Source organism: Achromobacter deleyi, assembly GCF_902859705.1.
In the GTDB taxonomy this organism is placed as follows: domain Bacteria; phylum Pseudomonadota; class Gammaproteobacteria; order Burkholderiales; family Burkholderiaceae_B; genus Achromobacter; species Achromobacter deleyi.
Window position 1 is genome coordinate 1 of sequence record NZ_CADIJO010000014.1, and the last position, 23635, is coordinate 23635.

Annotated in this window: 26 protein-coding genes; 14 read left to right on the forward strand and 12 right to left on the reverse strand. The window is 68.5% G+C overall.

The features are described from left to right. Nucleotides 1-147: 147 nt before the first annotated feature. The 5 genes from HV798_RS19455 (at nucleotide 148) to HV798_RS19475 (ending at nucleotide 5270) form a co-directional block, all read left to right on the forward strand. Entirely contained in the window at nucleotides 148-780 is a 633-nt protein-coding gene (locus tag HV798_RS19455; protein ID WP_246288963.1) for a c-type cytochrome, read from the forward strand. A 415-nt stretch (nucleotides 781-1195) separates the two neighbouring features. Then, nucleotides 1196-1570 carry a hypothetical protein gene (locus HV798_RS19460; protein ID WP_175193460.1) on the forward strand — a complete coding sequence of 125 codons (375 nt, stop codon included), beginning with the start codon at nucleotides 1196-1198 and terminating at the stop codon, nucleotides 1568-1570. 214 nt (nucleotides 1571-1784) lie between these two features. Continuing rightward, complete coding sequence (locus tag HV798_RS19465; protein WP_025140766.1) at nucleotides 1785-2498, forward strand: MgtC/SapB family protein; 714 nt, start codon at nucleotides 1785-1787, stop codon at nucleotides 2496-2498. Nucleotides 2499-2597: 99 nt separating this feature from the next. Beyond that, nucleotides 2598-2999: a DUF2946 family protein gene (locus HV798_RS19470; RefSeq protein ID WP_175193461.1), complete on the forward strand. Its 402-nt coding sequence runs from the start codon at nucleotides 2598-2600 to the stop codon at nucleotides 2997-2999. A gap of 48 nt (nucleotides 3000-3047) precedes the next feature. After that, nucleotides 3048-5270 carry a TonB-dependent receptor gene (locus tag HV798_RS19475; RefSeq protein ID WP_175193462.1) on the forward strand — a complete coding sequence of 741 codons (2223 nt, stop codon included), beginning with the start codon at nucleotides 3048-3050 and terminating at the stop codon, nucleotides 5268-5270. 26 nt (nucleotides 5271-5296) lie between these two features. Here HV798_RS19475 and HV798_RS19480 read toward each other — a convergent pair whose 3' ends face one another. The 3 genes from HV798_RS19480 to HV798_RS19490 form a co-directional block, all read right to left on the reverse strand. Then, the gene (locus HV798_RS19480) at nucleotides 5297-6415 is read right to left on the reverse strand and encodes a DUF748 domain-containing protein (protein ID WP_175193463.1); all 1119 of its coding nucleotides are present in this window, start codon (nucleotides 6413-6415) and stop codon (nucleotides 5297-5299) included. 354 nt (nucleotides 6416-6769) lie between these two features. After that, nucleotides 6770-6958 (reverse strand): hypothetical protein, encoded by a 189-nt coding sequence (locus HV798_RS19485; RefSeq protein ID WP_025140770.1) that lies wholly within the window; start codon nucleotides 6956-6958, stop codon nucleotides 6770-6772. Nucleotides 6959-7147: 189 nt separating this feature from the next. After that, nucleotides 7148-8053 carry an EAL domain-containing protein gene (locus tag HV798_RS19490; protein WP_025140771.1) on the reverse strand — a complete coding sequence of 302 codons (906 nt, stop codon included), beginning with the start codon at nucleotides 8051-8053 and terminating at the stop codon, nucleotides 7148-7150. A 336-nt stretch (nucleotides 8054-8389) separates the two neighbouring features. Here HV798_RS19490 and HV798_RS19495 point away from each other — a divergent pair, with 336 nt between their 5' ends. Then, the gene (locus HV798_RS19495) at nucleotides 8390-10501 is read left to right on the forward strand and encodes an FUSC family protein (RefSeq protein WP_175193464.1); all 2112 of its coding nucleotides are present in this window, start codon (nucleotides 8390-8392) and stop codon (nucleotides 10499-10501) included. Between the two features lie 110 nt (nucleotides 10502-10611). Further along, nucleotides 10612-11448 (forward strand): universal stress protein, encoded by an 837-nt coding sequence (locus tag HV798_RS19500; RefSeq protein WP_175193465.1) that lies wholly within the window; start codon nucleotides 10612-10614, stop codon nucleotides 11446-11448. A gap of 78 nt (nucleotides 11449-11526) precedes the next feature. Here HV798_RS19500 and HV798_RS19505 read toward each other — a convergent pair whose 3' ends face one another. Beyond that, nucleotides 11527-12474 carry a 2-hydroxyacid dehydrogenase gene (locus tag HV798_RS19505; RefSeq protein ID WP_175193466.1) on the reverse strand — a complete coding sequence of 316 codons (948 nt, stop codon included), beginning with the start codon at nucleotides 12472-12474 and terminating at the stop codon, nucleotides 11527-11529. A 170-nt stretch (nucleotides 12475-12644) separates the two neighbouring features. Between HV798_RS19505 and HV798_RS19510 the strand changes: the two genes are divergently transcribed. Continuing rightward, nucleotides 12645-13826 carry a PepSY-associated TM helix domain-containing protein gene (locus HV798_RS19510; protein WP_175193467.1) on the forward strand — a complete coding sequence of 394 codons (1182 nt, stop codon included), beginning with the start codon at nucleotides 12645-12647 and terminating at the stop codon, nucleotides 13824-13826. Between the two features lie 45 nt (nucleotides 13827-13871). On the opposite strand, the gene HV798_RS19515 is transcribed toward HV798_RS19510, so the two are convergent. The 3 genes from HV798_RS19515 to HV798_RS19525 all read right to left on the reverse strand — a co-directional run bounded on the left by HV798_RS19515 (nucleotide 13872) and on the right by HV798_RS19525 (nucleotide 14860). Further along, entirely contained in the window at nucleotides 13872-14024 is a 153-nt protein-coding gene (locus HV798_RS19515; RefSeq protein ID WP_042885785.1) for a DUF3309 family protein, read from the reverse strand. Between the two features lie 48 nt (nucleotides 14025-14072). Continuing rightward, nucleotides 14073-14234 carry a hypothetical protein gene (locus HV798_RS19520; protein WP_175193468.1) on the reverse strand — a complete coding sequence of 54 codons (162 nt, stop codon included), beginning with the start codon at nucleotides 14232-14234 and terminating at the stop codon, nucleotides 14073-14075. A gap of 77 nt (nucleotides 14235-14311) precedes the next feature. Beyond that, entirely contained in the window at nucleotides 14312-14860 is a 549-nt protein-coding gene (locus HV798_RS19525; protein ID WP_175193469.1) for a type 1 glutamine amidotransferase domain-containing protein, read from the reverse strand. 221 nt (nucleotides 14861-15081) lie between these two features. Here HV798_RS19525 and HV798_RS19530 point away from each other — a divergent pair, with 221 nt between their 5' ends. Both HV798_RS19530 and HV798_RS19535 read left to right on the forward strand, forming a co-directional pair. Beyond that, nucleotides 15082-16056, forward strand: a complete 975-nt coding sequence (locus tag HV798_RS19530) for a DNA topoisomerase IB (protein WP_246288988.1) — start codon at nucleotides 15082-15084, stop codon at nucleotides 16054-16056. Nucleotides 16057-16187: 131 nt separating this feature from the next. Continuing rightward, nucleotides 16188-16532: an ElaB/YgaM/YqjD family protein gene (locus HV798_RS19535; protein ID WP_175193471.1), complete on the forward strand. Its 345-nt coding sequence runs from the start codon at nucleotides 16188-16190 to the stop codon at nucleotides 16530-16532. A gap of 81 nt (nucleotides 16533-16613) precedes the next feature. On the opposite strand, the gene HV798_RS19540 is transcribed toward HV798_RS19535, so the two are convergent. Further along, on the reverse strand, nucleotides 16614-16784 hold the full coding sequence (locus HV798_RS19540; protein ID WP_025140778.1) for a CsbD family protein: 171 nt from the start codon (nucleotides 16782-16784) through the stop codon (nucleotides 16614-16616). A gap of 116 nt (nucleotides 16785-16900) precedes the next feature. After that, entirely contained in the window at nucleotides 16901-17521 is a 621-nt protein-coding gene (locus tag HV798_RS19545; protein ID WP_175193472.1) for a DUF4142 domain-containing protein, read from the reverse strand. Between the two features lie 285 nt (nucleotides 17522-17806). Between HV798_RS19545 and HV798_RS19550 the strand changes: the two genes are divergently transcribed. After that, on the forward strand, nucleotides 17807-18088 hold the full coding sequence (locus HV798_RS19550) for a DUF378 domain-containing protein (RefSeq protein ID WP_175193473.1): 282 nt from the start codon (nucleotides 17807-17809) through the stop codon (nucleotides 18086-18088). A gap of 5 nt (nucleotides 18089-18093) precedes the next feature. Here HV798_RS19550 and HV798_RS19555 read toward each other — a convergent pair whose 3' ends face one another. Continuing rightward, on the reverse strand, nucleotides 18094-18339 hold the full coding sequence (locus HV798_RS19555) for a hypothetical protein (protein ID WP_175193474.1): 246 nt from the start codon (nucleotides 18337-18339) through the stop codon (nucleotides 18094-18096). A gap of 150 nt (nucleotides 18340-18489) precedes the next feature. On the opposite strand from HV798_RS19555, the gene HV798_RS19560 reads away from it, so the two are divergent. Next, the gene (locus HV798_RS19560; protein ID WP_025140782.1) at nucleotides 18490-18873 is read left to right on the forward strand and encodes a hypothetical protein; all 384 of its coding nucleotides are present in this window, start codon (nucleotides 18490-18492) and stop codon (nucleotides 18871-18873) included. Between the two features lie 52 nt (nucleotides 18874-18925). Here the strand turns inward: HV798_RS19560 and HV798_RS19565 are convergent, their stop codons facing one another. Further along, nucleotides 18926-20311, reverse strand: a complete 1386-nt coding sequence (locus tag HV798_RS19565; RefSeq protein WP_175193475.1) for a sigma-54-dependent transcriptional regulator — start codon at nucleotides 20309-20311, stop codon at nucleotides 18926-18928. Between the two features lie 205 nt (nucleotides 20312-20516). On the opposite strand from HV798_RS19565, the gene HV798_RS19570 reads away from it, so the two are divergent. Together HV798_RS19570 and HV798_RS19575 are read left to right on the forward strand one after the other, a co-directional pair. Next, complete coding sequence (locus HV798_RS19570; protein ID WP_281360905.1) at nucleotides 20517-21521, forward strand: sigma-54 interaction domain-containing protein; 1005 nt, start codon at nucleotides 20517-20519, stop codon at nucleotides 21519-21521. A 197-nt stretch (nucleotides 21522-21718) separates the two neighbouring features. Continuing rightward, entirely contained in the window at nucleotides 21719-23164 is a 1446-nt protein-coding gene (locus HV798_RS19575; protein WP_175193476.1) for an RNA polymerase factor sigma-54, read from the forward strand. 75 nt (nucleotides 23165-23239) lie between these two features. Here the strand turns inward: HV798_RS19575 and HV798_RS19580 are convergent, their stop codons facing one another. Further along, entirely contained in the window at nucleotides 23240-23608 is a 369-nt protein-coding gene (locus tag HV798_RS19580; protein ID WP_175193477.1) for a hypothetical protein, read from the reverse strand. Nucleotides 23609-23635 lie beyond the last annotated feature (27 nt).

Sequence of the window (23635 nt, forward strand, 5' to 3'; positions counted from 1 at the left end):
GCAGCGGCCCCGGCCGCGACACCGGCGCCCGCGCCTGCAACTGCGGCGCCCGCGGCTTCCGGCGCGCCCCCCGCAGCACCTGCCGGCGTAGCGACAGGAACGACGGCCGCCCCGACTGCCAGTGCCCCGACCGCCGCGCCCACGCCCGTGCCTGGCCGCAGCGCGCTGGATTTCAGCGCCTCCCGGCCCGCCTGGGAAGGCATGCTGCAAGGCGCCGACCCCGCCCTCGGCAAGCAGTTGGCCGCCACCGGCAGGCCGGCTGCCGGAGTGCAGGCCTGCGTCGCCTGTCACGGGCAGGCCGGCATCACGCCGCTGGGCGGCATCTTCCCCAACCTGGCCGGCATGACGCCCGAATACCTGGCCAAGCAATTGACCGATTTCCGCCAGGGCACGCGCAAGGTGCCGCTGATGAACGGCATCGCCCAGGCGCTGACCGAGCAGGAAATCGGCCAATTGGCGGCCTACTACGGCAGCCTGGCCGGCCCGCCGCTGCACGTGGGCGACGTCGGCGGCGAAGCGGCGCGCAAGCTGGACCAGGCGGGCGATGGCGCACGCGCCCTGCCCGCCTGCGCCAACTGCCACGGCCTGCGCGGCCTGGGCGAAGGGCCGCTGTTGCCCCGGCTGGCCGGCCAGCCCAAGGAATATTTCGTCGACCAGATCAACGCCTTTCGCAATGGCTCGCGCCAGAACGACGATGTGGGCGTGATGCGGGCCTTTGCGCAGCGCCTGACCGATGCCGAGGTCCAGGCATTGAGCCAGTACTACGCCGGCACGCCCTGAACCGCCGCTGGGCGGCCCCCGTGGCGAGCGTCTTCAAGGCATCGCCACGGGGCCTCCGAAAAAGAACCGCCACGCTGCATTTTTTTCTTGGTGTTTTCCCTAATGCCTATTTATAATCGCAGCACTTTCAACCACCCCGAGATCATTGTGGACAACGACGGATGTAGTCGATACACGACTGCTCGCGCCGCTTGACGCAGGATTCTTCGCAGCATCATCTGCCAAGTCCTGCGTAAAGCCAGGACACGGCATTCGGCCCCGGACAGCCAACGTGCGATGCACGCACTGCCCAGGCCGCAGCCCTCCCCCGAATACCCCTTACCGACGCATACCGCGGGCTTTGTTGCGCCCGCGCCGCGCCGGCCAGGCGGCGCCTGCATGTGGACCTTCCACCGTACTCCCCCTGGAGACGACCATGCGCATCAAGAAACTCCTCCCCTTCCTGGATGGGGCCGCCGCCCTGCGTGGCGCCGGCCACGCCGCCGCGCCCGCCGCACCGGCTGCCACCCCCACCTACCAGTTCACCATCGTCAGCCTGGCCGACACCCTGAACGCGCTGCGCAAGCAGCTGTACTACGAGCTGCAAGCGCTGGACCTGCGCGTGCTCAACGTGCGCATCTCGCGTGCGGATGCCGGCCAACTGGCCAGCACCATCGTCACGCTGCAGTGCCCGCCGCAACTGCGCGGCCTGCTCAACGCCGTCGCCCTGCGGCTGGGCCAAAGCCCCGACGTGCGCCGCGTGCACTGGGAAAACGAGGCCGGCGCCAGCCTGGCCGTGCTGCCGGCCTGAATGACGGAAAGGAGACTGTCATGAAAGACCCGTACAAATGCCTCCTTGTCGCGCGGGTAGCCGCCCTGCTGCTGATCTGGCTGCTGGCTTTCGTGCTGACGGCGCTGTCGGTCTGGCAATTGCCCTGAAGGGCGCCGGCCCGGCCGGCGCCCATCGGTCACCCCTTGGCCCCGCCGTATTCGTAAAAAAACACGCTGCATTCGAGTAGAACAACATGAAGAACTTCGAAAACATCCAGCTGCTGACGCTGGCCAACACGCTCATCAGCCTGGCCACGGCTTTCGTGCTGGGCTCCATCGTGGGCTTCGAGCGCCAGGTGCGTCAACGCACGGCCGGCCTGCGCACCAACGCCCTGGTGGCCGTGGGCGCGGCCATTTTCGTGGACATGGCCTTTCGCGTCGGCGGCCCCGACGGCGGCGCGCGCGTCATTTCCTATGTCGTGTCCGGCGTGGGTTTCCTGGGCGCGGGCGCCATCATGCGCGAAGGCGGCAGCATCCGCGGCCTGAACACGGCGGCCACGCTGTGGGGCTCGGCCGCCATCGGCGCGTGCGCCGGCGCCTCGCTGATCCTCGAAGCGCTGGCGGCCACCGTGTTCGTACTGGCCGCCAACACGCTGCTGCGGCCGGTGGTCAGCTACGTCAACCGCCAGCCGGTGGACGCGCAGACCACGGAAGTGACCACCGTCATCCACGTCATCGCGCATGTCGACCAGCGCCAGGCCGCCATGACCGTGCTGGAAGACGTGCTGGAAGAAGAACAGCTGCCCCTCTCTGAACTGAAGATCGACCAGTTCGGCGAAAACGAGGTCGAGATCGAGGCCGCGCTGAGCGAAGCGTCGGTCGACGAATTGGACCTGGACCGCGTCACCGCCCGCATCGCGGCAGCGCCCGGCGTGCGCACGGCATTCTGGGCCGCCAGGACGGTGTGACGCCGACGTGAACGCGGCGGCCTGCGGCGATGCGTCGCAGGCCGCCCCCCGCGCCCGGTGCCACCGCGCCCGCAAAACCTTCTAGAATGGGCGCCGACCATGCGCCGCCCGTTCCTGCCCTTCGCCCGCAACACCGCCACGCTGTGGCTGGTGCTGGCGCTGTTCGCGCTCAAGGCCATGGTGCCCCAGGGCTTCATGCCCGCCGCGCAGCAAGGCACGCTGATCCAGTTGTGCTCGGCCGCCGGCACCATCTGGGTCGCCGGGCCCGCCAAACATAGCGATGCCCCCGACGAACGGCACGCGGCCCAGGCCGCCGCCTGCCCCATGGGCGCCATGCTGGCGGCGGTGGCGTTGCCGCCCTCGCCCGCGCCGCTGTTGGCCAGCACGGCCGTCATGGCCCATCCGCTGGCCGCGCGTGCCCCGCCGGCCGTCGCCGAAGGATTCCCGCCCGGCCCGCCGCTGGGCGCCCGCGCCCCGCCTCTTTTCCCGGTTATCAGCTGATCGCTTCGCCGCACGCCGTGCGGCTTCTTTGGCATACCGAGAAATTCCATGTCTTTTACTTGCCCCAGGACGCGCCGCGTCCTGAAACGGCGCGTGGCCGTCTGGACCGCGCTCGCCTTCACGCCGGCCCTGCACGCGCAGACGCTGCCGGCCACGGCCGTCCCCACCAATGCCCCAACGGCTGCCCCCACCGCAGCCCCGTCTGCCACACCGTCGCAAGCCGCCTCGCGCAGTGTCGCCACGCTGCCCGCCATTTCCGTCTCGGCCGACGCGCCGTCGGCCACCTTGCTGGAACAGGCCAGCACCGGCACGCTGCTGGGCCTGACGCCGTTCGACACGCCCGCCAGCATCGACGTCATCAGCAATGAACAACTGCGCGAACGCGGCGCGGTCAACGTCACCGACGCCATCACGCAGGCGGCCGGCATCAGCGCCATGCGCCATCCCGGCAACGGCGGCTCGTCGCTGTCGTCGCGCGGCTTCACCGATTCGAATTCCGTAGCCCAGCTGTATGACGGCGTGCGCCAGTTCGGCGGCGTCGGCCAGACGTTCATCTACGACCCCTGGGCCGTGGACCGCATCGAAGTGCTGCGCGGCCCGGCCTCGGTGCTGTATGGCGAAGGCGCCATCGGCGGCGTGGTCAACGTGATTCCCAAGAAGCCCACCCGCGGCCCCATCGAAAACGAGATCCAGACCACCGTCGGCACGCATGACACGCAGCGCCTGGGCTTTGGCAGCGGCGGCGCGCTGGACGACAAATGGTCGTACCGGCTGGACATCAGCGGCAACCACAGCAATTCGGGCATCAGCCTGGGCGATTCACGCGACTTCGCCGTCACGGCCGCGCTGCGGCTGGATGTGTCGCCGGACCTGAACTTCACGCTGACCCAGGCCTATGCCTGGCAGGAACCGACGCGCTACTTCGGCACGCCGCTGATCAACGGCGACATCGACTACAGCCTGCGCGGCAAGAACTACAACGTGGCCGACAGCAAGATCATCTATCGCGACAACCGCACCGAACTGAAGGCCGAATGGACGCCCAACCCCGCCACCCGCGTGCGCAGCCGCGTCTATTACATCGGCAGCGACCGCGACTACCGCGACGCTGAGAACTACACCTGGCAGCCGGCCAGCGGCCTGATCCAGCGCAGCGCCTACACCGACATCCGCCACGACCAGCAACAGGTCGGCACGGTCACCGACGCCAGCTTCGACGGCCATCTGTTCGGCCTGGCCAACAAGGTGGCGGTGGGCGTCGAGCTCAACCACGCCTCGCTCAAGCACACCAACAATTCACCCTATTCGGGCACGTCGCTGGTGGACCCGTACGACGTCGACCACGGCCGTTTCATCAATGTCGCCGGCACCACGCCGCGCTACCGCAACACGGCCGACCAATACGCGCTGTTCGCCGAAAATCGCCTGATGCTGACCGAACGCTGGTCGGTGCTGGGCGGCCTGCGCTACGACCACATCGACCTGAAGCGGCGCGACCTGGTGGCCGGGCAGACGGCGTTCGACACCACCTTCAACAATGTCGGCTGGCGCATCGGCACCGTCTACGACGTGTTGCCCACGCTGTCGGTCTATGGCCAGTACGCCGAGGCCGCAGACCCCATCGGCAGCCTGTTGCTGCTGTCGCCGGCCAACAAGGATTTCGAGCTGTCCAAGGGCCGCCAGGTGGAAGTGGGCGTCAAGCAGACGTTCTGGGACAACAAGGGCCAATGGACCCTGGCCGCCTACCATATCCGCAAGAACAACCTGGTGACGCGCGACCCCAATGATCCGTCGCTGCGCATCCAGGTGGGCGAGCAATCGTCGCGCGGGCTGGAAGCCACGCTGGGGGTCGAACTGACCCCGGCCTGGCGGGTGGACCTGAATGCCGCCGTGCTGCGGGCGCGCTATGACGACTTCAGCGAATCGGTCAACGGCACGGCCGTGTCGCGGGCAGGCAATGTGCCCACCGACGTGCCCGAACGGGTCGCCAATGCCTGGGTCAGCTGGAAATTTGCGCCGCAATGGACCGCCAGCGCCGGGGTGCGCTACGTGGGCCGGCGTTTCGCGGATGCCGCCAACACCCTGGAAATGGCGGGCTACACCACCACCAACCTGGCCTTGCAATGGGAGCCGCGCCGCGACCTGACGTTGGCGCTACGGGCATTCAATGTGTTCGACCGCCAATACGCCGAAACCGCCTACTACAACCAGACCCAATGGTTGCTGGGCGAAGGCCGCCGCGTGGAACTGAGCGCCAACTACCGGTTCTGAGGGTCGCGCCGGCCCTGCGCGGGTGATCAACGCTTGTCGGAGCCGGGCGAAAACAGGTCCGAGATCGCGTCGCCGACGTCCTTGACGGCGCCGGCGACGCCGCTGGCCGCGCCTTCGGCCCCCACGCCGAGCACGTGCCCGACACCGCGCGCAATCTGCGCCGCGAACCCGCGCGACGCCGAGAACTTGGGATTGTCCAGGCTGCCGGACAGGCTGAATTCCATGCGCAGCGCGCCATGGGGGTCTTCCATGGCCGCCAGCACCGCCTTGCGCGGCAACGAAAACAGCGAGCCATCGCCGCTGAATTTCAAGCCATGCAGCGCCACCACGCCAGACGCCTTCAATTGCCGCTTGGCGATCGAGGTCTGCATGTCCAGGTCCATCGCGCCGCCCGACAGTGAACCCGCGCCGTTTTCCGCCAGATACGGCGCGGCATAGCGAATATCCATATTGCGTACCGCCACCTTCATGTCGGCGTCTGTGCCCCCTACTTCCAGCGAGCCGGTCGCCGTGACGGTGGCGGCGCCGTTGCGGTTGTCTTCGACTGACCCCTTGAATTCCATCTCGCTGCGCTGGCCGTCCGCCGGCAGCACCAGCGGATGCAGCCGCGCAGTGACCTGGTTGAACGGAATGCGGTGCGGCGGCTTCGAAATCGCCGCATCCAGGAAGTCCAGCCGCCCGTCCGTCAGCACGATGTCATCGGCGCGGATCGGGTCTTTGCGGCGCGACGGATCATTGGCCTTGTCGGCCTCGCGCAGCGCCGACTGCAAGGCCGGCGAGATCTGCATGTCGCCATCCGGCGTGCGCAGCACGGCAAAATCGAAGCCCTCGATGGTGACCTTGCGAAACACCGCCTCGTGCTGCAGGAACGACATCCATTCGGGTTCGGCCACCACGCGCCGCGCGCTGGCCGGCGCCGCGTCGCCCGTGCCCGCGATCTTGACGTCGGTCAGCACCACCTGCCGCAAACCGACCTGCACATTGCCCACCTGTGCCCGCGGCCCCAGCATATTGGCAATGCGCAGTTCGACCAGCCGTGTGCCGGCCAGCGCCAGCACCGCCAGCACGGCGGCCAGCAGCACAACAATGGCCAAGGCCATGCCCAGGGGCGAACGGCGGCGCGGCGCGGCGGATTGAAGACTCATCGGGGATCCTGTGGCGGTGGCCGCAACGCGGGCGCGTCGCGGCAAGGAACGGGCGGCCTTGCCTGCACCTTACCGACCGGCTCGCCGCGGCGCAAGGCATGCGGCGCTACCGGTACACGGCCACCAGGGGCACGATGCAGGCCAGGATGCAGGCCAAATGCAAACCCAATGCAGGCCAAACCAGGCCCCCGTCACGCGGCGGCCCGGCTACGCCTCATGGCCGAGCCAGAAACGGCGATGCCCGCGCAGGGTTCCCCGCACGGGCATCGCCGCCACTCACCCTGCGCCTGCCGGCCGTCGCCGCAACGCGGGCTCACCAGGGCCCGTTAATAGGCCCTAAACGTCGTCAGCGCATCAACGCTGCGTCTGCGGGCGTTGCTGGCCGGCTTGGCCGGGCTGCTGGCCCGGCTTGCCGTCCTTGTCCATGTGCTGGCCGCCCTGGCCGGGCTGTTGCTGACCTGGCTGGTCACGATCCTTCGGGCTTTCCTGCGTCTGCTGCTTTTGGGGCTGCTTTTGCTGGTCGGGCTGATTCGGGTTTGCCATTGCAAGTCTCCTAGTCGGCGGAACCATTCCGCCACACAGGGAGTAGCAACTGGCGTGCCCAAGCCCGGCGCCGCCCGGGCCGGCCACGCGGCGGGCCCCGGCCAGGCCGTTGCGGCCCCGGTAATTTAGGGATGCGAGGGGTAGAAAAGGCGGCCGGGCCAGGCGGGTCAGACCCTGATTGGGCCTGCCCTATTGCGTGGTGACGTGCACCGGCAGGCCGGTTTCGGCGTCCTGCGGATCGAAGGCGTCCAGCCATGCCGACGCATAGCTGGCCGGCGCGGCCAGCGGCTCGCCACGGTCGCGCTGCACCCGCAGGCGCATCATCAGATCGTCCAGCGGCATCGGACGGCCCAGCGCATAGCCCTGGCCGTACCGGCAGCCCGCGGCGCGCAAGGCCGGAATGTCGGCCACGTTCTCGACGCCCTCGGCCACCACCCGCCAGCCCATCCGGGTGGCCAGCTCGGCGGCCGTGCGCAGCACCTCGAACGCCACTGCGCTACGGCGCATGCGGGTCACGAAATACTGGTCGATCTTGACTTCGGACAACGGAATGGCGGACAGCAGTTTCAGGGACGCATGGCCGGTACCGAAATCGTCCAGGCTGACCTCGCAGCCGGCCTCTTCCAGCCGCGCCAGCGTGGCCCGCAGGGCTTCGAGTTCCTTGATGGGCTGGTCTTCGGTCAGCTCGACCCGCAGCAGCGACGCCGGCAATTCCGCGGCATGGATGCGTGCCAGCAGGAAATCGACCGAGCGCTCATCGGACAGGGTCGAGGCCGGCGCATTGATCGCCACCGGTATCGCCATGCCGGTTCGGCGCATGGTCTGCAGCATGTCGATGACGCGCTGCGCCACCCGTTCGAACAGGGTGCGGTCCAGCCCCAGCCGATTGACGGCGGGAATGAATTCGGCAGGCATGACAATACCCAGGCGCGGATGCTGCCAGCGCGCCAAGGCCTCGGCCGACACAATGCGGCCCGTCAATAAATCCACCTGGGGTTGCAGCAGCACCCGCAGGCCATCTTTGCCGGTAATCATGGCAGCGACTTCGTCGTCGCTGACCACCGAGCTTGTGGAAGCCTCGTGATTTGGCGTCATGTTTGCTCCTTAAGTGCCCCGGAGTACGGCCTGCGCTGTCCGGGCGCAGACCGAGGCACATTGGACATGAGTATTCACATTCGGCTTGCAGGGTTATTGACTGCCTAGCGTTACTTACCCAGCGCATTCGCTATTCGATCGCCAATGTTTTTTTATGCGATTTCGCACATTTATTCCAGGCAATTGTGCGCGCTTGCGGCGCCAAAGTCACACATATGTAACCAGTAGTATTTATGCCTGATGATTCATGAAAATCCCAATAATCGGACGCTCTGAAAATTCATTATTTTTTTGTCTTGTCGACATGGTAGCGTTGCGTTTTTTTTGGCTTTCCGCGTGACTACTTTGCTTTCCCGCTGGCGCAATTCGGCGCGCAATGTCCTGTGGCTGGACGCCCTGCAAGCGGCGGCCATCAGCGCCGCGCCCGTCATCCTGGCCGTGCTGGCGCACGAGCCGCGCCTGGGCTGGACGGCGATTGCCGCGTTCTGGGCCTGCTTTGGCGACCCCGGCGGGCCGCTGCGCCAACGGGCGGGCTCGATGCTGGCGCTGGGCCTGATCGGCGCCCTGTTCTGCTTTCTGGCCAGCGCCAGCGCCGGCCACCTGTGGCTGCTGCTGCCGCTGACTTTCGTCTGCTGCACCTTCGGCGGCCTGCTGCGGGTGCTGGGGCCGGCGGCCGCCATCGTCGGCACGCTGCTGTCGGCCGGCTTCGTGGTGGCGGCCGAACTGCCGGCGCCCACGCTGGCGGCCAGCCTGTCGTACACGCTGTTCTTCGTGGCCGGCGCGCTGTGGGCCATCCTGATGACCGCACTGGTCTGGCGCCGCCGCCCCTGGAAAGACGCGACCCACGCCGTGGCGCACTGCTATCGCGGCCTGGCCGATTTCGGCGACGCCCTGGCGCGCATGTATTCCGGCCTGGCCCCCGCCGGCGGTCCGCAGGCCTGGAGCGCCGTCACCCGCGCCCAGCGCAGCGCCCTGCGCGCCGCCCTGGAAGCCGCCCGCGGCCGCATCCGCGAAGTGCAGGACGCGCGGCCTTCGCGCCGCGCCCGGGCCCAGCAGCTGTTCTATCTGCTGGACAACGCCGAAGACAGCTTCATCGCACTGGTGGCGGCGGCCGACCTGCTGGAATCGAACGCGCCGCGCTGGCTGGGCCGGGGCGCGGGCGCCAACCTGTCGCACACCTTCCACCGCTACGCCAGCGTGGCCAACGCCATCGCCAGCACGTCCGACGTCACCGACGCCAAGCAGGCCGAATGCCTGCGCGAACGGCTGGCCCACTTCGGCGCCGGCCTGCACGAGCTGCGCGGCGCAGCCATGGCCTATGCCCCGGACCTGGCCACCATGGTGCCGGTGCTGGACCGCCTGCAGCAGAACGCGCAGTCGGTCATGCAGGCGCTGTTCGACCGTGACGGCGCGCCCGACGTGCCGGCGCTGGCCGCCCGCGCCGATTCCCCCGCGCGCGCGGCGTGGCGCAGCCTGCGGCAGAACCTGCGCTTCGAATCCGACGCGTTCCGCCACGCGCTGCGGGTGGGCATCGGCGCCACCATCGCCGTGGCGCTGTCCAAGACCTTTGCCGTCAACCACGGCTACTGGATGTCGCTGACGCTGGTCTTCATCCTGCAGCCCTACTTCGCCACCACCTGGCAGCGCACCGTCGAACGCGTGATCGGCAGCGTGGCCGGCGCCATCGGCGCCTCGCTGCTGGGCTTGCTGCTGACCACGCCGCTGTCGGTGGCGCTGGCGGTGCTGCCGATCGCCCTGGGCACCTTTGCGGCCCGCACCATCCATTACGCGCTGTTCACGTTTTTCCTGACCTCGCAGTTCGTGCTGGTCAGCCATATCCAGCAGCCCGACATCTACGAGCCCATGCTGGCTGCGCTGCGCGCCTTCAACAGCGTGCTGGGCGGTGTGCTGGCGCTGCTGGTGGGCTTTCTGGTGTGGCCCGAGAAAGAACCGCGCCAACTGGCCGGCGCCTTGAGCCGCGCGCTGGACCGCCATGCCGCCTACACTCTGGCGCTGACCCGCGACAAGAGCGGCGCGGGCGCGGCCGAAGACATCGTCGGCCTGCGGCGCCTGGCCTGCCTGTCGGCCGACAACGCCGAGGCCTCGCTGCAACGCCTGCAGCAAAATCCCGTGCACCGCGACCGCAATGTGGATACTGCCGTGAACCTGCTGGCCGCGATGCGCCGCGTGACCGCGGCCGGCACCGTGCTGGAAATCCAGCCCGCGCTGGCGCCGGACAGCGCCGCCGCCCCCGTGCTGCGCGACTACGGCCAGGCGCTGGCGCATGCCTTGCATCCCCAGGACGCGCCGCCCGCCACCGATATCCGGCAGTTGGCGGTGCCCGCCGCGCTGGCGGCGGCCGCGCCCACCCTGGCGGGGCCGCTGGACCGCATCGCGCAACAGGCGCGCCAGGTCAGGCAATTGCGCGAACGGGTGCAGCAGGCCTGAATGGCGCTTGCGCCGGCCCCGCCTAACTGCGGGCGCCTTGACCTGCGTCAAGGGCGGAATGCGCGGAACGCGCAACGATAAAGGCCTGTCGCGCTGAAAAGGAGGCCGCCATGTATCGCCGCATTTCCGTACACCTGGACCACGGGTTCGATTGCGCCCGCCGCACGCAGGTCGCGCTGGCGCTGGCCCAGCGCCACAAGGCCGAACTGGTCGGCATCTACGCCAGCTCGGCGCCGCCGCAGTATTACTACGGCGAATCCGTGCTGATGTCCAAGACCCTGAGCGTGATGCGCGACCTGCAGTCGCAGAACCGCGGCGCGGTGCAGAACGCCTTCCTGGAAGCCGCCGCCAACGCGGATGTGCCGGCCGTGGTGCGCGCCGGTGACAACACCCCCAGCGCCACGGTGGCGCTGTATGGCCGTACCAGCGATCTCATCGTCGTCAGCCAGGAAAACCGCGAGGACGTCGAGGCCGCCCACGAAACCGAATTCGTCGAACAGGCCCTGCTGACGGCCGGCCGCCCGGTGCTGGTGGTGCCGTCCAGCGGCGATTTCCCGGTGATCGGCGACCGCGTGCTGGTGTGCTGGGACGGCAGCCGCGAAGCCGCGCGCGCCCTGGCGGACGCCGCGCCGCTGCTGCGTTCGGCCTCGCACCTGGTGGTGCTGACCATGGACGAAGGCGCCGCCACCCGCAAGGGCGAAGCCGCGCCGTTCGAAGACCTGGCCACCTATTGCATCGCCCAGGGCATGCCGGCGCCCGACCATGTGCGCCGCGACATCAAGGGCGTGGGCGTCGGCAGCACCATCCTGAATGCAGCGGCCGACTACAGCGCCGACCTGATCGTGATGGGCGCCTACGGCCACAGCAAGTTCCGCGAATGGGCCATGGGCGGCGCCACCGCGTCCATCCTGAAGAGCATGACCGTGCCGATCATGTTCTCGCACTAAGGTCCGCGCGGCTCTCGCACAGAGAGCCGCCCGCCACCCGGCGTCGCGCGAACGGCTTGCTCCGCGCGGGCCAGCCGGTCAGCCCTGCGAACCCGGCACCGGCGTCAGCACCGGCTTGCCGCCGAAATGCGCGGTGGCGTTTTCCAGGAACAACGCCACCGTCGCCGACACCGCTTCGGGCGAACGGCCCGCGCTGTGCGGCGTCAACACCACATTGTCCAGCGTGAACAGCGCCGGGGGCACCACCGGTTCGCCTTCCACCACGTCCAGCCCCGCGCCGGCAATGCGGCGTTCGGCCAACGCCGCGATCAGGGCGTCGGTATCGACTACGCTGCCGCGCGCGATGTTCACCAGATAGCCCTGTGGCCCCAGCGCCTCCAGCACGGCCGCGTTCACCAGATGGCGCGTGTCGGCGCCGCCGGGCGTGGCCACCACCAGAAAGTCGGACTCGGCAGCCAGCGCCAGCGGGCTGTCGTAGTACGTGTAGCCGCTCTGCGGACGCGGCCGCCGGTTGTAGTAGCCCACCGTCATGCCAAAGCCCAGCGCGCCGCGCCTGGCGATTTCCAGGCCGATCGTGCCCAGCCCCAGAATGCCCAGGCGCTTGCCCGACACCTGCGGCCCCATGAAGCCATTCCAGTGCCCCTGGCGCACCCAGGCGTCGGCCTGCGGCAAATGCCGCGCCGTGCCCAGCAGCAGCGCCATGGCGTGGTCGGCCACCGAGGTGGCATTGGCGCCGGGGCCGTGCGTGACCCGCAGGCCGCGCGCCCGCGCCGCGGCCACGTCGATGTTCTCGAAGCCCACGCCCAGCGAACAGATCAACTCCAGCTTGGGCAAGGCCGCCATTTCGTCGGCATGAAAGCCGGTCGCGCCGCGTGTCAGCACCACGCGGATCTCGTCGGCGTGTTCGCGGATGGCGCGGGCGCGTTGTTCGGGGGTGGTGGCAAGAATGCAGCGAAAGCCGCGGTCTTCGATGGCGGGCAGGAAGTCATGCACGCTTTCGATCAGGATCAGGAGGGGGATCTTCATGTTGCTGCGGGTCGGAATGCGGTCGGAAATGCGGTCAGGAACGCGGCGGGTCGAGGGTGCCTGCTGCGGCGCACCGCGCGTGATTGCACCGGCCGCCAAAAAACAGGCCGGCGAATATTACGCCTCGGTACAATTGCGCGCCACCTGCCTGTCCCGCCCTTGATCGCGTCATGAAAGCCAAGCACCGCAAGACCCTGCGCACTGCCCTGTCCACCCTGCATCGCTGGGTGGGTTTGATCCTGGGCGTGGTGCTGGTGCTGGCCGGCCTTTCGGGCAGCCTGCTGGCGTTCGACCATGAACTTGACGGCTGGCTGAATTCGGCCATGCTGCGCAACCGTGCGGGCGTTTGCGCCACGCCCTTGCCGCCGTCTGCCGCCGCGCAGGCCGTGCAGCAGGCCTGGCCGGGTGCGGCGGTCAATGCCATCACCCTGCCCGAATCCGGTGCCGACAGCTACCGCGTGCAGTTCAAGCACGCCTCCACGGCCGACAACGAGGCCGGCGTGGATGCCTGCTCGGGCCAGTTGCTGGCCAGCCGCAACCGCGACGCGGTGTCGCTGGACCGCGCCCACGTCATGCCCCTGCTGCTGCGCTGGCACATGACGCTCTTGCAAGGCAAGACCGGCCGCGAAGTGCTGGGCTGGCTGGCGGTGGCCTGGGTGGTGCTATTGCTGGCGGGTGTCTACCTGGCCTGGCCGCGTCCGGGCCACTGGCGCCGTTCGGTATCGGTGACGCGCGGGGTCGGCGCGTTTCGCACCAGTTATGAGCTGCACCGCGCCGCGGGCCTGATTTCCGCCATTTTCTTGCTGGTGGTTGCGGGCAGCGGCTTTTTCATGGGCCTGCCGCAGTTGGGCCGGCAGTTGGTGTCCAGCGTCATGAGCGTCCCGGTGGACGCGCGCACGGCCAAGCTGGCGCCGCTGGCGCCTGCCGAAACGGAAGTGGGTTGGGATGGCGCGGCCGCAAAGGCGCGCGAAGCGGCGCCCGCCACCGCCACGCTCGTGATGCTGAGGCGCGATGCCGCCAATGGCGTCTACCAGGCCCGCATGCGCCGCGCGGACGACTGGCAGCCGGTCGGCACGCTGCGCCTGTTCATCGACATGCGCAGCGGCGTGTTGGTGTCGGCGGCCGATCCCCTGTCGGGCACGGCCGGCCAACGCCTGCTGGCGGTGATGTTCCCCCTGCATTCGGGCAGCCTGTTCGGACTGCCCAGCCGCATCCTGACGGCGGTGCTGGGCCTGCTGCCGCTCTTGTTCTTCGTGACCGGGCTGGTCATCTGGATCAGCCGCCGCCGGCTCAAGCACCGCGGTCGGCTGGCGGCCACGCAGGCGCCCGGGCCGACGGCCCGGCGCGCCTGATGCCGCGACAGCGGGCGTGTCAGCCAGGCAAGGCGTCTGCGGCCGCTATATCCGGCCCGTCAGCAGCAACACGATCAGGACGATGACCACGATCCCCAGCAACCCGCTGGGGTAATAGCCCCAGCCTCGGCTATGCGGCCACGCCGGCACGGCGCCTACCAGCAGCAATATCAGAATGATCAGCAAAATGGTGGACATGGTTTCATCCTTTTTTCTTGGTGGGTACGTCGAGTGGACTGACGCGTATCAATGGACACGCGCGAGTTTTTCCTTCACCGGCGGCTCAAGCGGCGGCAGATCCACCTCCGGCTCATCGGTATCGGGATCGACCGGCAGATCGCCCGGCGGCGAGCCCGGCGGAATCGGTTCCGGCTTGGGCGGGACATGCAGGTATAGATCGGCAGACATGGCACTCTCCTGTAAAGGTGCTGCTTTGTGCGAAGCCGGAACCCTCCGGCCCCGCGTACCCGGCACCGCGGCGCCACTCAATGGCGCACCAGCGCGCACACGCGCAGGATTTCGCGGTTGAAGGCGGGAATGTCGTCCGGCTTGCGGCTGCTGATCCACCGGCCATCCACCACCACCTCTTCATCCACCCAGTCGGCGCCCGCATTGCGCAGGTCGTCGGCCAACGAGGGCCAACTGGTCATCTTCCGGTCCTTGACCAGGCCGGCGGAAATCAGCAGCCAGGCGCCATGGCAGATCACGGCCAGCGGTTTGCCCGCTTCGTGCATCGCATGCACGAATTCTCGCGCTTTGGGATGCAGCCGGATCTCATCCGCATTGACGACACCCCCCGGCAGCAGGACGGCATCGAACGTCTCGGCGCTCGCCTCGGCGAAGATCAGGTCCGCTTCGAAACGGTCGCCCTTGTCGTTGTGATGCATCCCTTGCACCGGCCCGCGCCTGGCCGACACGATGACGGTGCGCGCCCCTTCGGCGTGCAGCGCGTCACGCGGCCCGGTCAGTTCCACCTGTTCAAAGCCATCCACCACCAGGATGGCGACCGTGAAGTCCTGTAGTGTCTTCGCCATGCAAACGCTCCTTTGTTGCCTGTCGCGCCACTGACAGCAAGTGGCGTGCCCGGGCGGCTTTGCGCGTACGGGCATGCCGCTTGCTAAGGTCCTGCCGCGACTTGCAGGAGGCCGACATGGCACCACCCAGGGCACACGCCACGACATCCACCGGACAATCCCCCAGCGCACGCCCCAAGCCCCCCGGGGCAGCGCCCCCTGTCGACGGCAAGCTGGTCTACATGGATGACACCCGCCCCGGGTACTCACGGGTGCGCGTCAACGCGGCGACCTTCCACTACCTGGACACCACGGGCCGGCGCATCCGGCGCGCCGCCGAACTGGACCGCATCCGTGCCCTGGCCATTCCGCCCGCCTACGAGGCCGTCTGGATCTGCCCGCTGGCCTGGGGCCATCTGCAAGCCACCGGCCGTGACGCCCGCGGCCGCAAGCAATATCGCTATCACCCGGCCTGGGCGCAGCAGCGCGATGCCGACAAGTACGGCAGCCTGCGCGAGTTCGGCGCGAGCCTGCCGCGCATCCGCCGCCAGGTGGCGCGCGACCTGCGGATGGCGGGCCTGGCACAAGCCAAGATGATCGGCGTGGTCGTGCAATTGCTGGACGACACGCTGATCCGCATCGGGGCCCGCGAATACGTGCGCGCCAACCGGTCGTATGGACTGACGACGCTGACGCGGCGCCACGCCACGGTGCGGGGCGATCGGTTGCGCTTTCGCTTTCGCGGCAAGAGCGGCGTCGAACACGACGTGACGGTGACCGATCGGCGCATCGCCCGCGTCATCAAGCGTTGCCTGGACATTCCCGGCCAACAGCTATTCCAGTATCTGGACGAAGACGGCAATCCGCACGCGGTCGATTCCGAATCGGTGAACGCCTATCTGCGCGAGGCCGGCGCGGCCGACTTCACCGCCAAGCACTACCGCACGTGGGCCGGGTCGGTATTGGCCTACGCCGCGCTGCAACGGCGGCCGTTCGTCGACGAACGCCAGGCCAGACAAGAGGTGGTGGAAGTCATCAAGCAGGTGGCGCAGCGGCTGGCGAACACCCCGGCCGTGTGCCGCGCCTGTTATGTGCATCCCTTGATCGTCGACACCTACCTGGCTGGCAAGTTGCCCGCGCACGCCCCGGCGCCGGCCGGCCCGCGCGGCTTGAGCGCAGACGAACGGCGCTTGCTGGCTTTCCTGGATAAGGCCTGACGCCAGGCAGCCTTGAGGCCGGCGGCGGCCCCGGCAGCCGTCAGAATTGAAAGCGGATGTGGCGTTGATGGCAGGCGCGGCGCTTGCTGGGTAAAAAGGACATTCCCCCAACGCCCACCCAGGAGCTATCGATGGCCAACAACCATACTCCCCTGCCCTCGGACTTCCCCGAGCACGGCCCCGACGACCGCGGCGCGCGCGGACGGCGTCGCCATCCGGAAAGCTGGATCGACGACCTGGAGGCCACGCTCAGCGACGCGACCGCCACCGATCTGGAAGCGCTCAAGACGCGCCTGGCCGACCAACTGCGCGACACCCGCCGCAGCCTGCGCGATGCGTCCGACACCGCGCACGACATGGTGCGCGAAACCATCGACTGCACCGAGCAATACATCCACGCGCGTCCCTGGCAGGCAGTCGGCCTGGTGGCCGGCGCGGCGTTCCTGTTCGGCGTCATCGTGGGCCGGCAGCAGTAAAGACGACGACGCGCCACGCACAATGGGCGCAGCGCCATCGATGGCGCGGCGCCCATGGGGTCCCGCAGCAAGGCGCAGCGTTTACTTCTGCGCCTTTTCCTTGGCGTCGCCGTAGGCCGCCTGGGTCTTGCCGGCGATCTTCTGGGCCGCGCCCTTGATTTCCGTCGACGTGCTGCCCGTGGCCTTGCCGGCCACTTCCTTCACCTTGCCCGCGGCCTCGTTGACACGACCCTTCACTTGATCCTTGTTCATGGCAATTCCTTTCTCACATGGATGGAGTGCCAACGCCGGGTGGCGCGGGCGACGTCCTCACAGCAAGCGGCGTGCCTGACACGACCAGCCCGATGCGCCAAGCCCGGCCTGCCCGCCTATTTCTCCGGCGCCACCGAAGCCGGCGCCTCGCGCGCGGCCGGTGATACCGCGGGCGGCTCGCCACGGGTCGCGGGCTGGATCTGGTCCTGCCGCGCGGCGGGATCACGTTTCAAGGCGCGCGCGAGCGTCAGGTGGTCGGCCTGCATGGGCCCGGCCTGCGCCGCGAACTGGCGCACCTGCGCATCGCCGGCCTGCCGCGCCGCATCGCGATACAGCGCATCGGTCTTGGCGTGGGCGGCGACCGCCACCTGGTCCGTATACAGCGCGTCGAATTCCGTACCGGTCTTGCCGGCCAGGGTTTCCAGCGTGCGCTGGTCGGCCGGCTCGGGCTGGTCTGGCAGCGTCACCTGCTTGCTGGCGGCCAGGCGCTTGAGCCCCGCGCCGTCCTCCTGGTGCTGCGCCTGCATCTTGGCGGCGAAGGTACGCACTTCCGTACTGGCGGCGCGCTCACGCGCCAGACCGGCCGCCTGCACCTGAAAGGCATCGGCCGCCGCAGCCGCCTGCAGGAAATGGCTGTCGGCCTCGGACAACCCGGCGGCCACCGCCGCCCAGGACGCCGCCACGCCACCCGACAGGCAAATCGCGGCCAGGCGTTGCAAAATTTTCTTCTTGTTCATGTCCGTCTCCTTGGCCGCCCCACGGCGGCGGGTTCATTGCGCCATGGATGTGGCCGGCGCCTCGCCCTGGCACGGCCCGCCATCGGCCATGAACCAGGGGCAGCAACTGCCATGCCCGCCGGGCCGACGCGGCACGCCGCTTGCTGAGGGGGCCATCAGGTGACCAGACGTAAGCGCAGGGCACAGGGGTGCGGCCCATCCCGCGGAACAAGACGCCGCGTCGTCAGACGCGCAATAAACGCCAGGCCGGGCAGGATTTACCTGCGGCAGGCAAAGGAACGGGACATGTACGCATACGGCGAAGACGACGAAGCGGCGGCCGCGCAAGGCGAGCCCGCCCCGCGCAACGCGGCGGGACGGCGCGCCCTGGCGCCGCTGGACTGGATCGCCCTGATCGCGCTGGTGGTCGGCGGCGTCAACTGCGGCCTGATCGCCGCGGTCAATCTGGATGTGTTCGCGCGGGTACTGCCGTCTGCCACGGCAGCGCGCGTCGCTTATGGCCTGGTGGGCCTGGCGGCGCTGCACTGCGTGGTACTGCTGTTCCGGCTGGGCGCCGACGAGGACTGAACGCCTCAGTTGCCTGGCTTGCGGGTGCCGGGATACGGCCCGCCCTCTTCATACTCGGGCCCTTTCGGATGCGGCGTCTTGTCGGCCGGGCGCTCGGGCGCGCCGGATTGTTCCGCGCCCGGCTTGTCGCTGCCGAACTGGCCGCTGCGGCGAGCGGCGTCGTCGTCATCCCGCGGCGCTTTGGGGTCGGTATTGCCGGGGGTCTTGCCCTGGGTCTCATTCGAGGTCGTACTGGCATCTGGCTGGCTCATGGTTTTCTCCTGGCGCCGCGCCGCCTGGATCGGACCGGCGCTCGCCCCTTTGGCGCAAGCCGCGTTCCTGGCTGCCATGGGCACGCGGCTTGCTAAAGGACCCGTGCGGAACGACCAATCATCGGCCGTTCCAATCCAAAGGAGTGATCCATGAATCTGTCCAAGACCCGCCTGTCCCTCACGCTCATTCCCGCCGCGGCCCTGTGCCTGTCGGCCCTGGCGCTGCCGGTGGCGGCGCAAACGACGCAAGTGCGCAGCAGCGAGCAGATCGACAACCAATACAAGATGGACAAGAAGCAGTGCGACGCCATGAAGGGCAACCAGAAGGACGTCTGCCAGAAGCAGGCCGAAGCCACGCGCGACAAGGCCCGCGCCGACGCCAAGGCCGGCAAGGAAAAGGCCGAAGCCAATCATGATGCGGCCAAGACGCGCAACGAGGCGGACTACAAGGTCGGCAAGGAAAAGTGCGATGCCATGTCGGGCAACGCCAAGGACGCCTGCATGGCGGACCTGAAGACCCGCTACGGCAAGTAAGCGCGCGCAGCGCGCCCGCCGTCGCCCTGTGTAGCGGCGGCTGGGTCGCGCATCAACGCGATGCCGAGGAAGAGGACGACGGCGGCGGCTCGCCCGGCAGCGCGTAGCCCGCCGCCGCGTATTCTTCAAGCCGGTTGTAGAGCGTCTTGGGGCTGATGCCCAACACCGCCGCGGCCTGCTTCTTGACGCCCTTGCAGCGTTCCAGCGTGGCCAGGATCAAGCGGCGGTCGGCCTCGGCCAGGGTCTCGCCCACAGGCACCGTGACCTGCCCGCCCGCGGCCAGGTCGCCGCCGGGCGACACTTGCGGCGCCAGCAGGTCGACGTCCAGTTCGTCGCTTTCGGCCATGATGAAGGCGCGGCGCACGAAATTCTTCAGTTCACGCACATTGCCCGGCCATTCGTACTGCGCCAGGGCGGACTTGGCACGCGCGGAAAACGCCTTGTGGCTGCCGACGTCCTGGTTCTGGGCCTGCAGGAAGCGATCCGCCAGGAAGGCGATGTCGTCGCCGCGCTCGCGCAGCGGCGGCAGTTCCAGCGGAAAGACGCTCAGGCGGTAATACAGGTCTTCGCGCAGCTTGCCTTCCTGCACGGCTTGTTCGGGGTTGCGGTTGGTGGCCGCGATGATGCGGATGTCGCAGCCGATCTCGCGGTTGGTGCCCACCCGCATGAACTGGCCGGTTTCCAGCACCCGCAGCAGCTTGACCTGCAGGTCCAGCGGCATTTCGGTCACTTCGTCCAGGAACAGCGTGCCGCCGTCGGCGCGTTCGAAGTAGCCTTTGTGCTGGCGGTCGGCCCCGGTAAAGCTGCCGCGTTCGTGACCGAACATTTCGCTTTCGATCAGGTGCGGCGAAATCGCCCCGCAATTGACCGCGATGAACGGCCGCTGGCGTCGCCGGCTGAGCTCGTGGATGGCGTGGGCCGCCAGTTCCTTGCCCGTGCCGCTTTCGCCGATCAGCAAGACCGTGACATCGGTGGGCGCCACGCGACCGACCTGGCGATAGAGCTCGCGCATGGGTGGCGACGAGCCGTACATCTTGCCGAAACGGCCCGGCTCTTCGAACGGCGTGCCCGGTCGTTCGCCGCCGGCATTGGCCACGACCCGCGTCAGGATCTCGTTCAGGCGATCCATGCAGATGGGCTTGGTCAGGTAGTCGGTCGCGCCCAGGCGCAGCGCCTGGACGGCGTTGTCGACGGTGCCGTGCCCGGTCATCACCACCACTTCGGCGCTGGCCACGGCCACGTTCTTGAAGATGTCCATGCCGCTGCCGCCGGGCAGGCGCACGTCGGTCAGCACCAGGTCGGGCGCCTGGCGTTCGAGCTGGATCAGCGCGTCCTTCACGCTGGCGGCCAGCGCCACCGTGAAGCCGCTGTCGCGGCCGATCTCGGCCAAGGTTTCACGAATAGCGTCGTCGTCTTCGACGATCAGCAGGTGAGGCATGACGGCTCCGAGGCGCGGCAGCCCGAGCGGCGCCCGGGCCCTTTTTCCGGCCAAGTTCGAGCATAGCCACTCTGTGCCGGCCGGACGTAAATATTCGATACGATCCACTAAAGTTTTCGATTGCTTTCAACTGGTCGCAACCGCCGCCGCCTGCCCCTCTACCATCGGCCTGTCACCCACGCCCCGTGGGGCCGAGGATACCCGCATGCCTGATCGTTCCGTCGGCGACCGCAAGGACGCCGCGACTGCCGACATCAACCCCCTGGACGTCTCCGGACTGTCCCCCGTCATGCAAAAGCTGGCCACGCAATTGCGCCTCGCCGCCGGCACCGATGCCAGTGTGTTCATCGTCGGCGAAAGCGGTGCCGGCAAAGAGGTGGTGGCCCGCGCCATCCACGATGCCAGCGCACGGCGCGACCGGCCATTCGTGGCCATCAACTGCGGCGCCATCAGCGGCTCGCTGGCGCACGCCGAACTGTTCGGCCACGAAAAAGGCAGCTTCACCGGCGCCGTGGCGCAGAACGCCGGCTATTTCGAATATGCCAGCGGCGGCACGCTGTTCCTGGACGAAGTGACTGAAATGCCGCCCGACATGCAGGTGCATTTCCTGCGGGTGCTCGAAGCCGGCACCTACCAGCGCGTGGGCGGCGCCGACCTGCTGCGCGCCAACGTGCGCATCATCTGCGCCAGCAACCGCGACCCCGCCGCCTCGGTGGCCGACGGGCGGCTGCGGCAGGACTTCCTGCACCGGCTGTTGGTCATTCCGCTGCGCGTACCGCCCCTGCGCGAACGCACGGGCGATGCCCTGATCCTGGCGCAACGCTTCCTGGATGCGCTGAACCGCCAGCACGCCACCCACAAGCGCTTTTCCAAACCGATGCTGGATGCGATTGCGCAGCACGACTGGCCCGGCAACGTGCGCGAACTGCGCAACGCCGTGCAACGCGCCTACATCCTGTCCGATGATGTGCTGGACATTGCGCTGCCCAGGCCGCGCGCGGCGCAACGCGCCGAGTTCAAGGACGGCGCCCTGAATGTGCCGGTGGGTACCGCCCTGGGCAATGCGCAGCGTGATTTCATCCTGGCCACCCTGGCCCACCACGGCGGCGACAAGCGGCTGGCGGCCGAGACCCTGGGCGTCAGCCTGAAGACGCTCTACAACCGGCTGGACGTCTACGAAAAAGAACAGGGCGGGCCGGCGGCCGCCTAGACGGCGCCAAACCCACGGGCCTCGGGGACGCACCCCGCGGAATTCTTACCGCCGTTTTGTAACCCTGGACGGGCGCACGCCGCCCTCGCCCCGCGCTTTCGCCCTGGGGCCAGGCAGGCATGGTTCTTGCATGTGTACCAGGATGAGCCGTCGTCTGGCGGCACCCGTTTTTCCGGGAGGCAAGCGTGGGACATCCGATGCAAGAATTGCGCCTGCGCCAGCAGATGACGCTGGCGCCCCGCCTGCAGCAGTCGGTCAAGCTGCTGCAGATGTCGGCGCTGGAATTCACGACCGCGGTCGAACTCGCGATGGCCACCAATCCCTTCCTTGAGGAAGCCGATGAGCAAGTGGCGGACCCGGCGCCCGCGCAACCTGAACGCGGCGCCATGACGTCCGAGCCGCCCATCGAAACCGCCGTCGCGGGCGACCCGCCGGACCGCGACAACGACGCCGCCGCCGACACCCCGGCCGCGCCGGAATACTCCGGCGACTATCCGACGCCGGCGCGTTCAGACGGCGAAGACCACGACCTGGGCCAATGGGCCAGCGCCCCGGTGTCGATGCGTGAAAAACTGTCGGCGGACCTGGGCAACTACCGGCTGGAGCCGCGCGGCCGCCTGCTGGCCGAATTCATCATCGACGCGCTGGACGAAGACGGCTACCTGCGCACCCCGCTGGCCAACCTGTGCAGCGCATTGAGCCCGGATTTCACGCCGCCGCCCGACGAAGGCGAATGGCTGGCCGCGTTGCGCCTGGTGCAGCAACTGGATGCGCCCGGCCTGGGCGCCCGCGACCTGCAGGAATGCCTGTCGCTGCAACTGGCCGCCGCGCCCGGCGTCAGTGCGCCGCTGCGCACGCTGGCGCTGCGCATCGTGGCCGAACAGATCGAACGTCTGGCCAAGAACGATGCCGCAGGCCTGCGCCGTGCGCTGAACTGCACCGAAGACGCCCTGCGCGACGCCTGCGCGCTGATTCGCGGGCTGGACCCCAAGCCCGGCCGCCGCTACGACATGCAAGCGCCGGTGTATGTGGTGCCCGACGTGTTCGTGGACAAATGGCATTCGCGCTGGCGCGTGGTGCCCAATCGCAGCGCGATGCCGCAGGCCCGCCTGCACCGCGTCTACGCCGACCTGTTTCGCCGCGCGCGGCTGGACGATCGCAGCCCCATGGCGCAGGAACTGCAGGAAGCCCGCTGGCTGGTGCGCAATGTGGAGCAGCGCTACACCACCATCCAGCGCGTGGCCGAGGCCATCGTCAAGCGCCAGCAGACCTTCTTCGAATATGGCGAGGTGGCGCTGCGCCCGCTGATGCTCAAGGAAGTGGCCGACGACCTGGACATGCACGAATCCACGGTCTCGCGCGCCACGGTCAGCAAATACATGGTGACGCCGCGCGGCGTCTTCGAGTTCCGCCACTTCTTCTCGCGCGAGCTGGCCACCGACTCCGGCGGCACCTGTTCGGCCGCCGCCGTGCGCGCGCTGATCAAGGAACTGATCGACGCCGAAGACCCGGCCATGCCGCTGTCTGACGTCGCCCTGACCCAGCAGCTTGCCAGCAACGGCATCGTGCTGGCCCGCCGCACGGTGTCCAAGTACCGCGGCCAGCTACGCCTGCCCCCCGCCGAATTGCGTCGACAGCATTGAGTGATGTCGGGCCGCCGATAAGAAAATGCCCACCCTCGCGGGTGGGCATTGTTCCCTGTGGCAGGGCCCGACTGCCTATTTGCTGCCGCCAGAGTTGGGGTATCCGGGCGGCGGCGTCGCGCCGGCTGCCGGCGTGCGCGGCACGTTGTCGTTGGCCTCGCGATGGCGGGTGGGCATTTCGCCGCTGCGCTTGTCGGACGCGGGCGCCGCGTTCTTGTCGAGGTTGGGCGGCGTGGTCATGGTGTTGGGCGCGGCGTTGGGCGCAGGCGCAGCCTGCCCCGGCGGCACGGGCCGGTTCGGCTGCACCGCGGTGCCGTCGTTCGGCGTGGTGGACGGGGCCGTGGGCGAAGCCGATTGCGCCAGGGCGGCGCCGGCAGCCCCCAGGCTGGCGGCACCGGTGAAAGCGGCCACTACGATTGCATGGGTCAAGGCACGGATTTTCATGGACAGGCTCCTTTTTGAGTTGCCCTG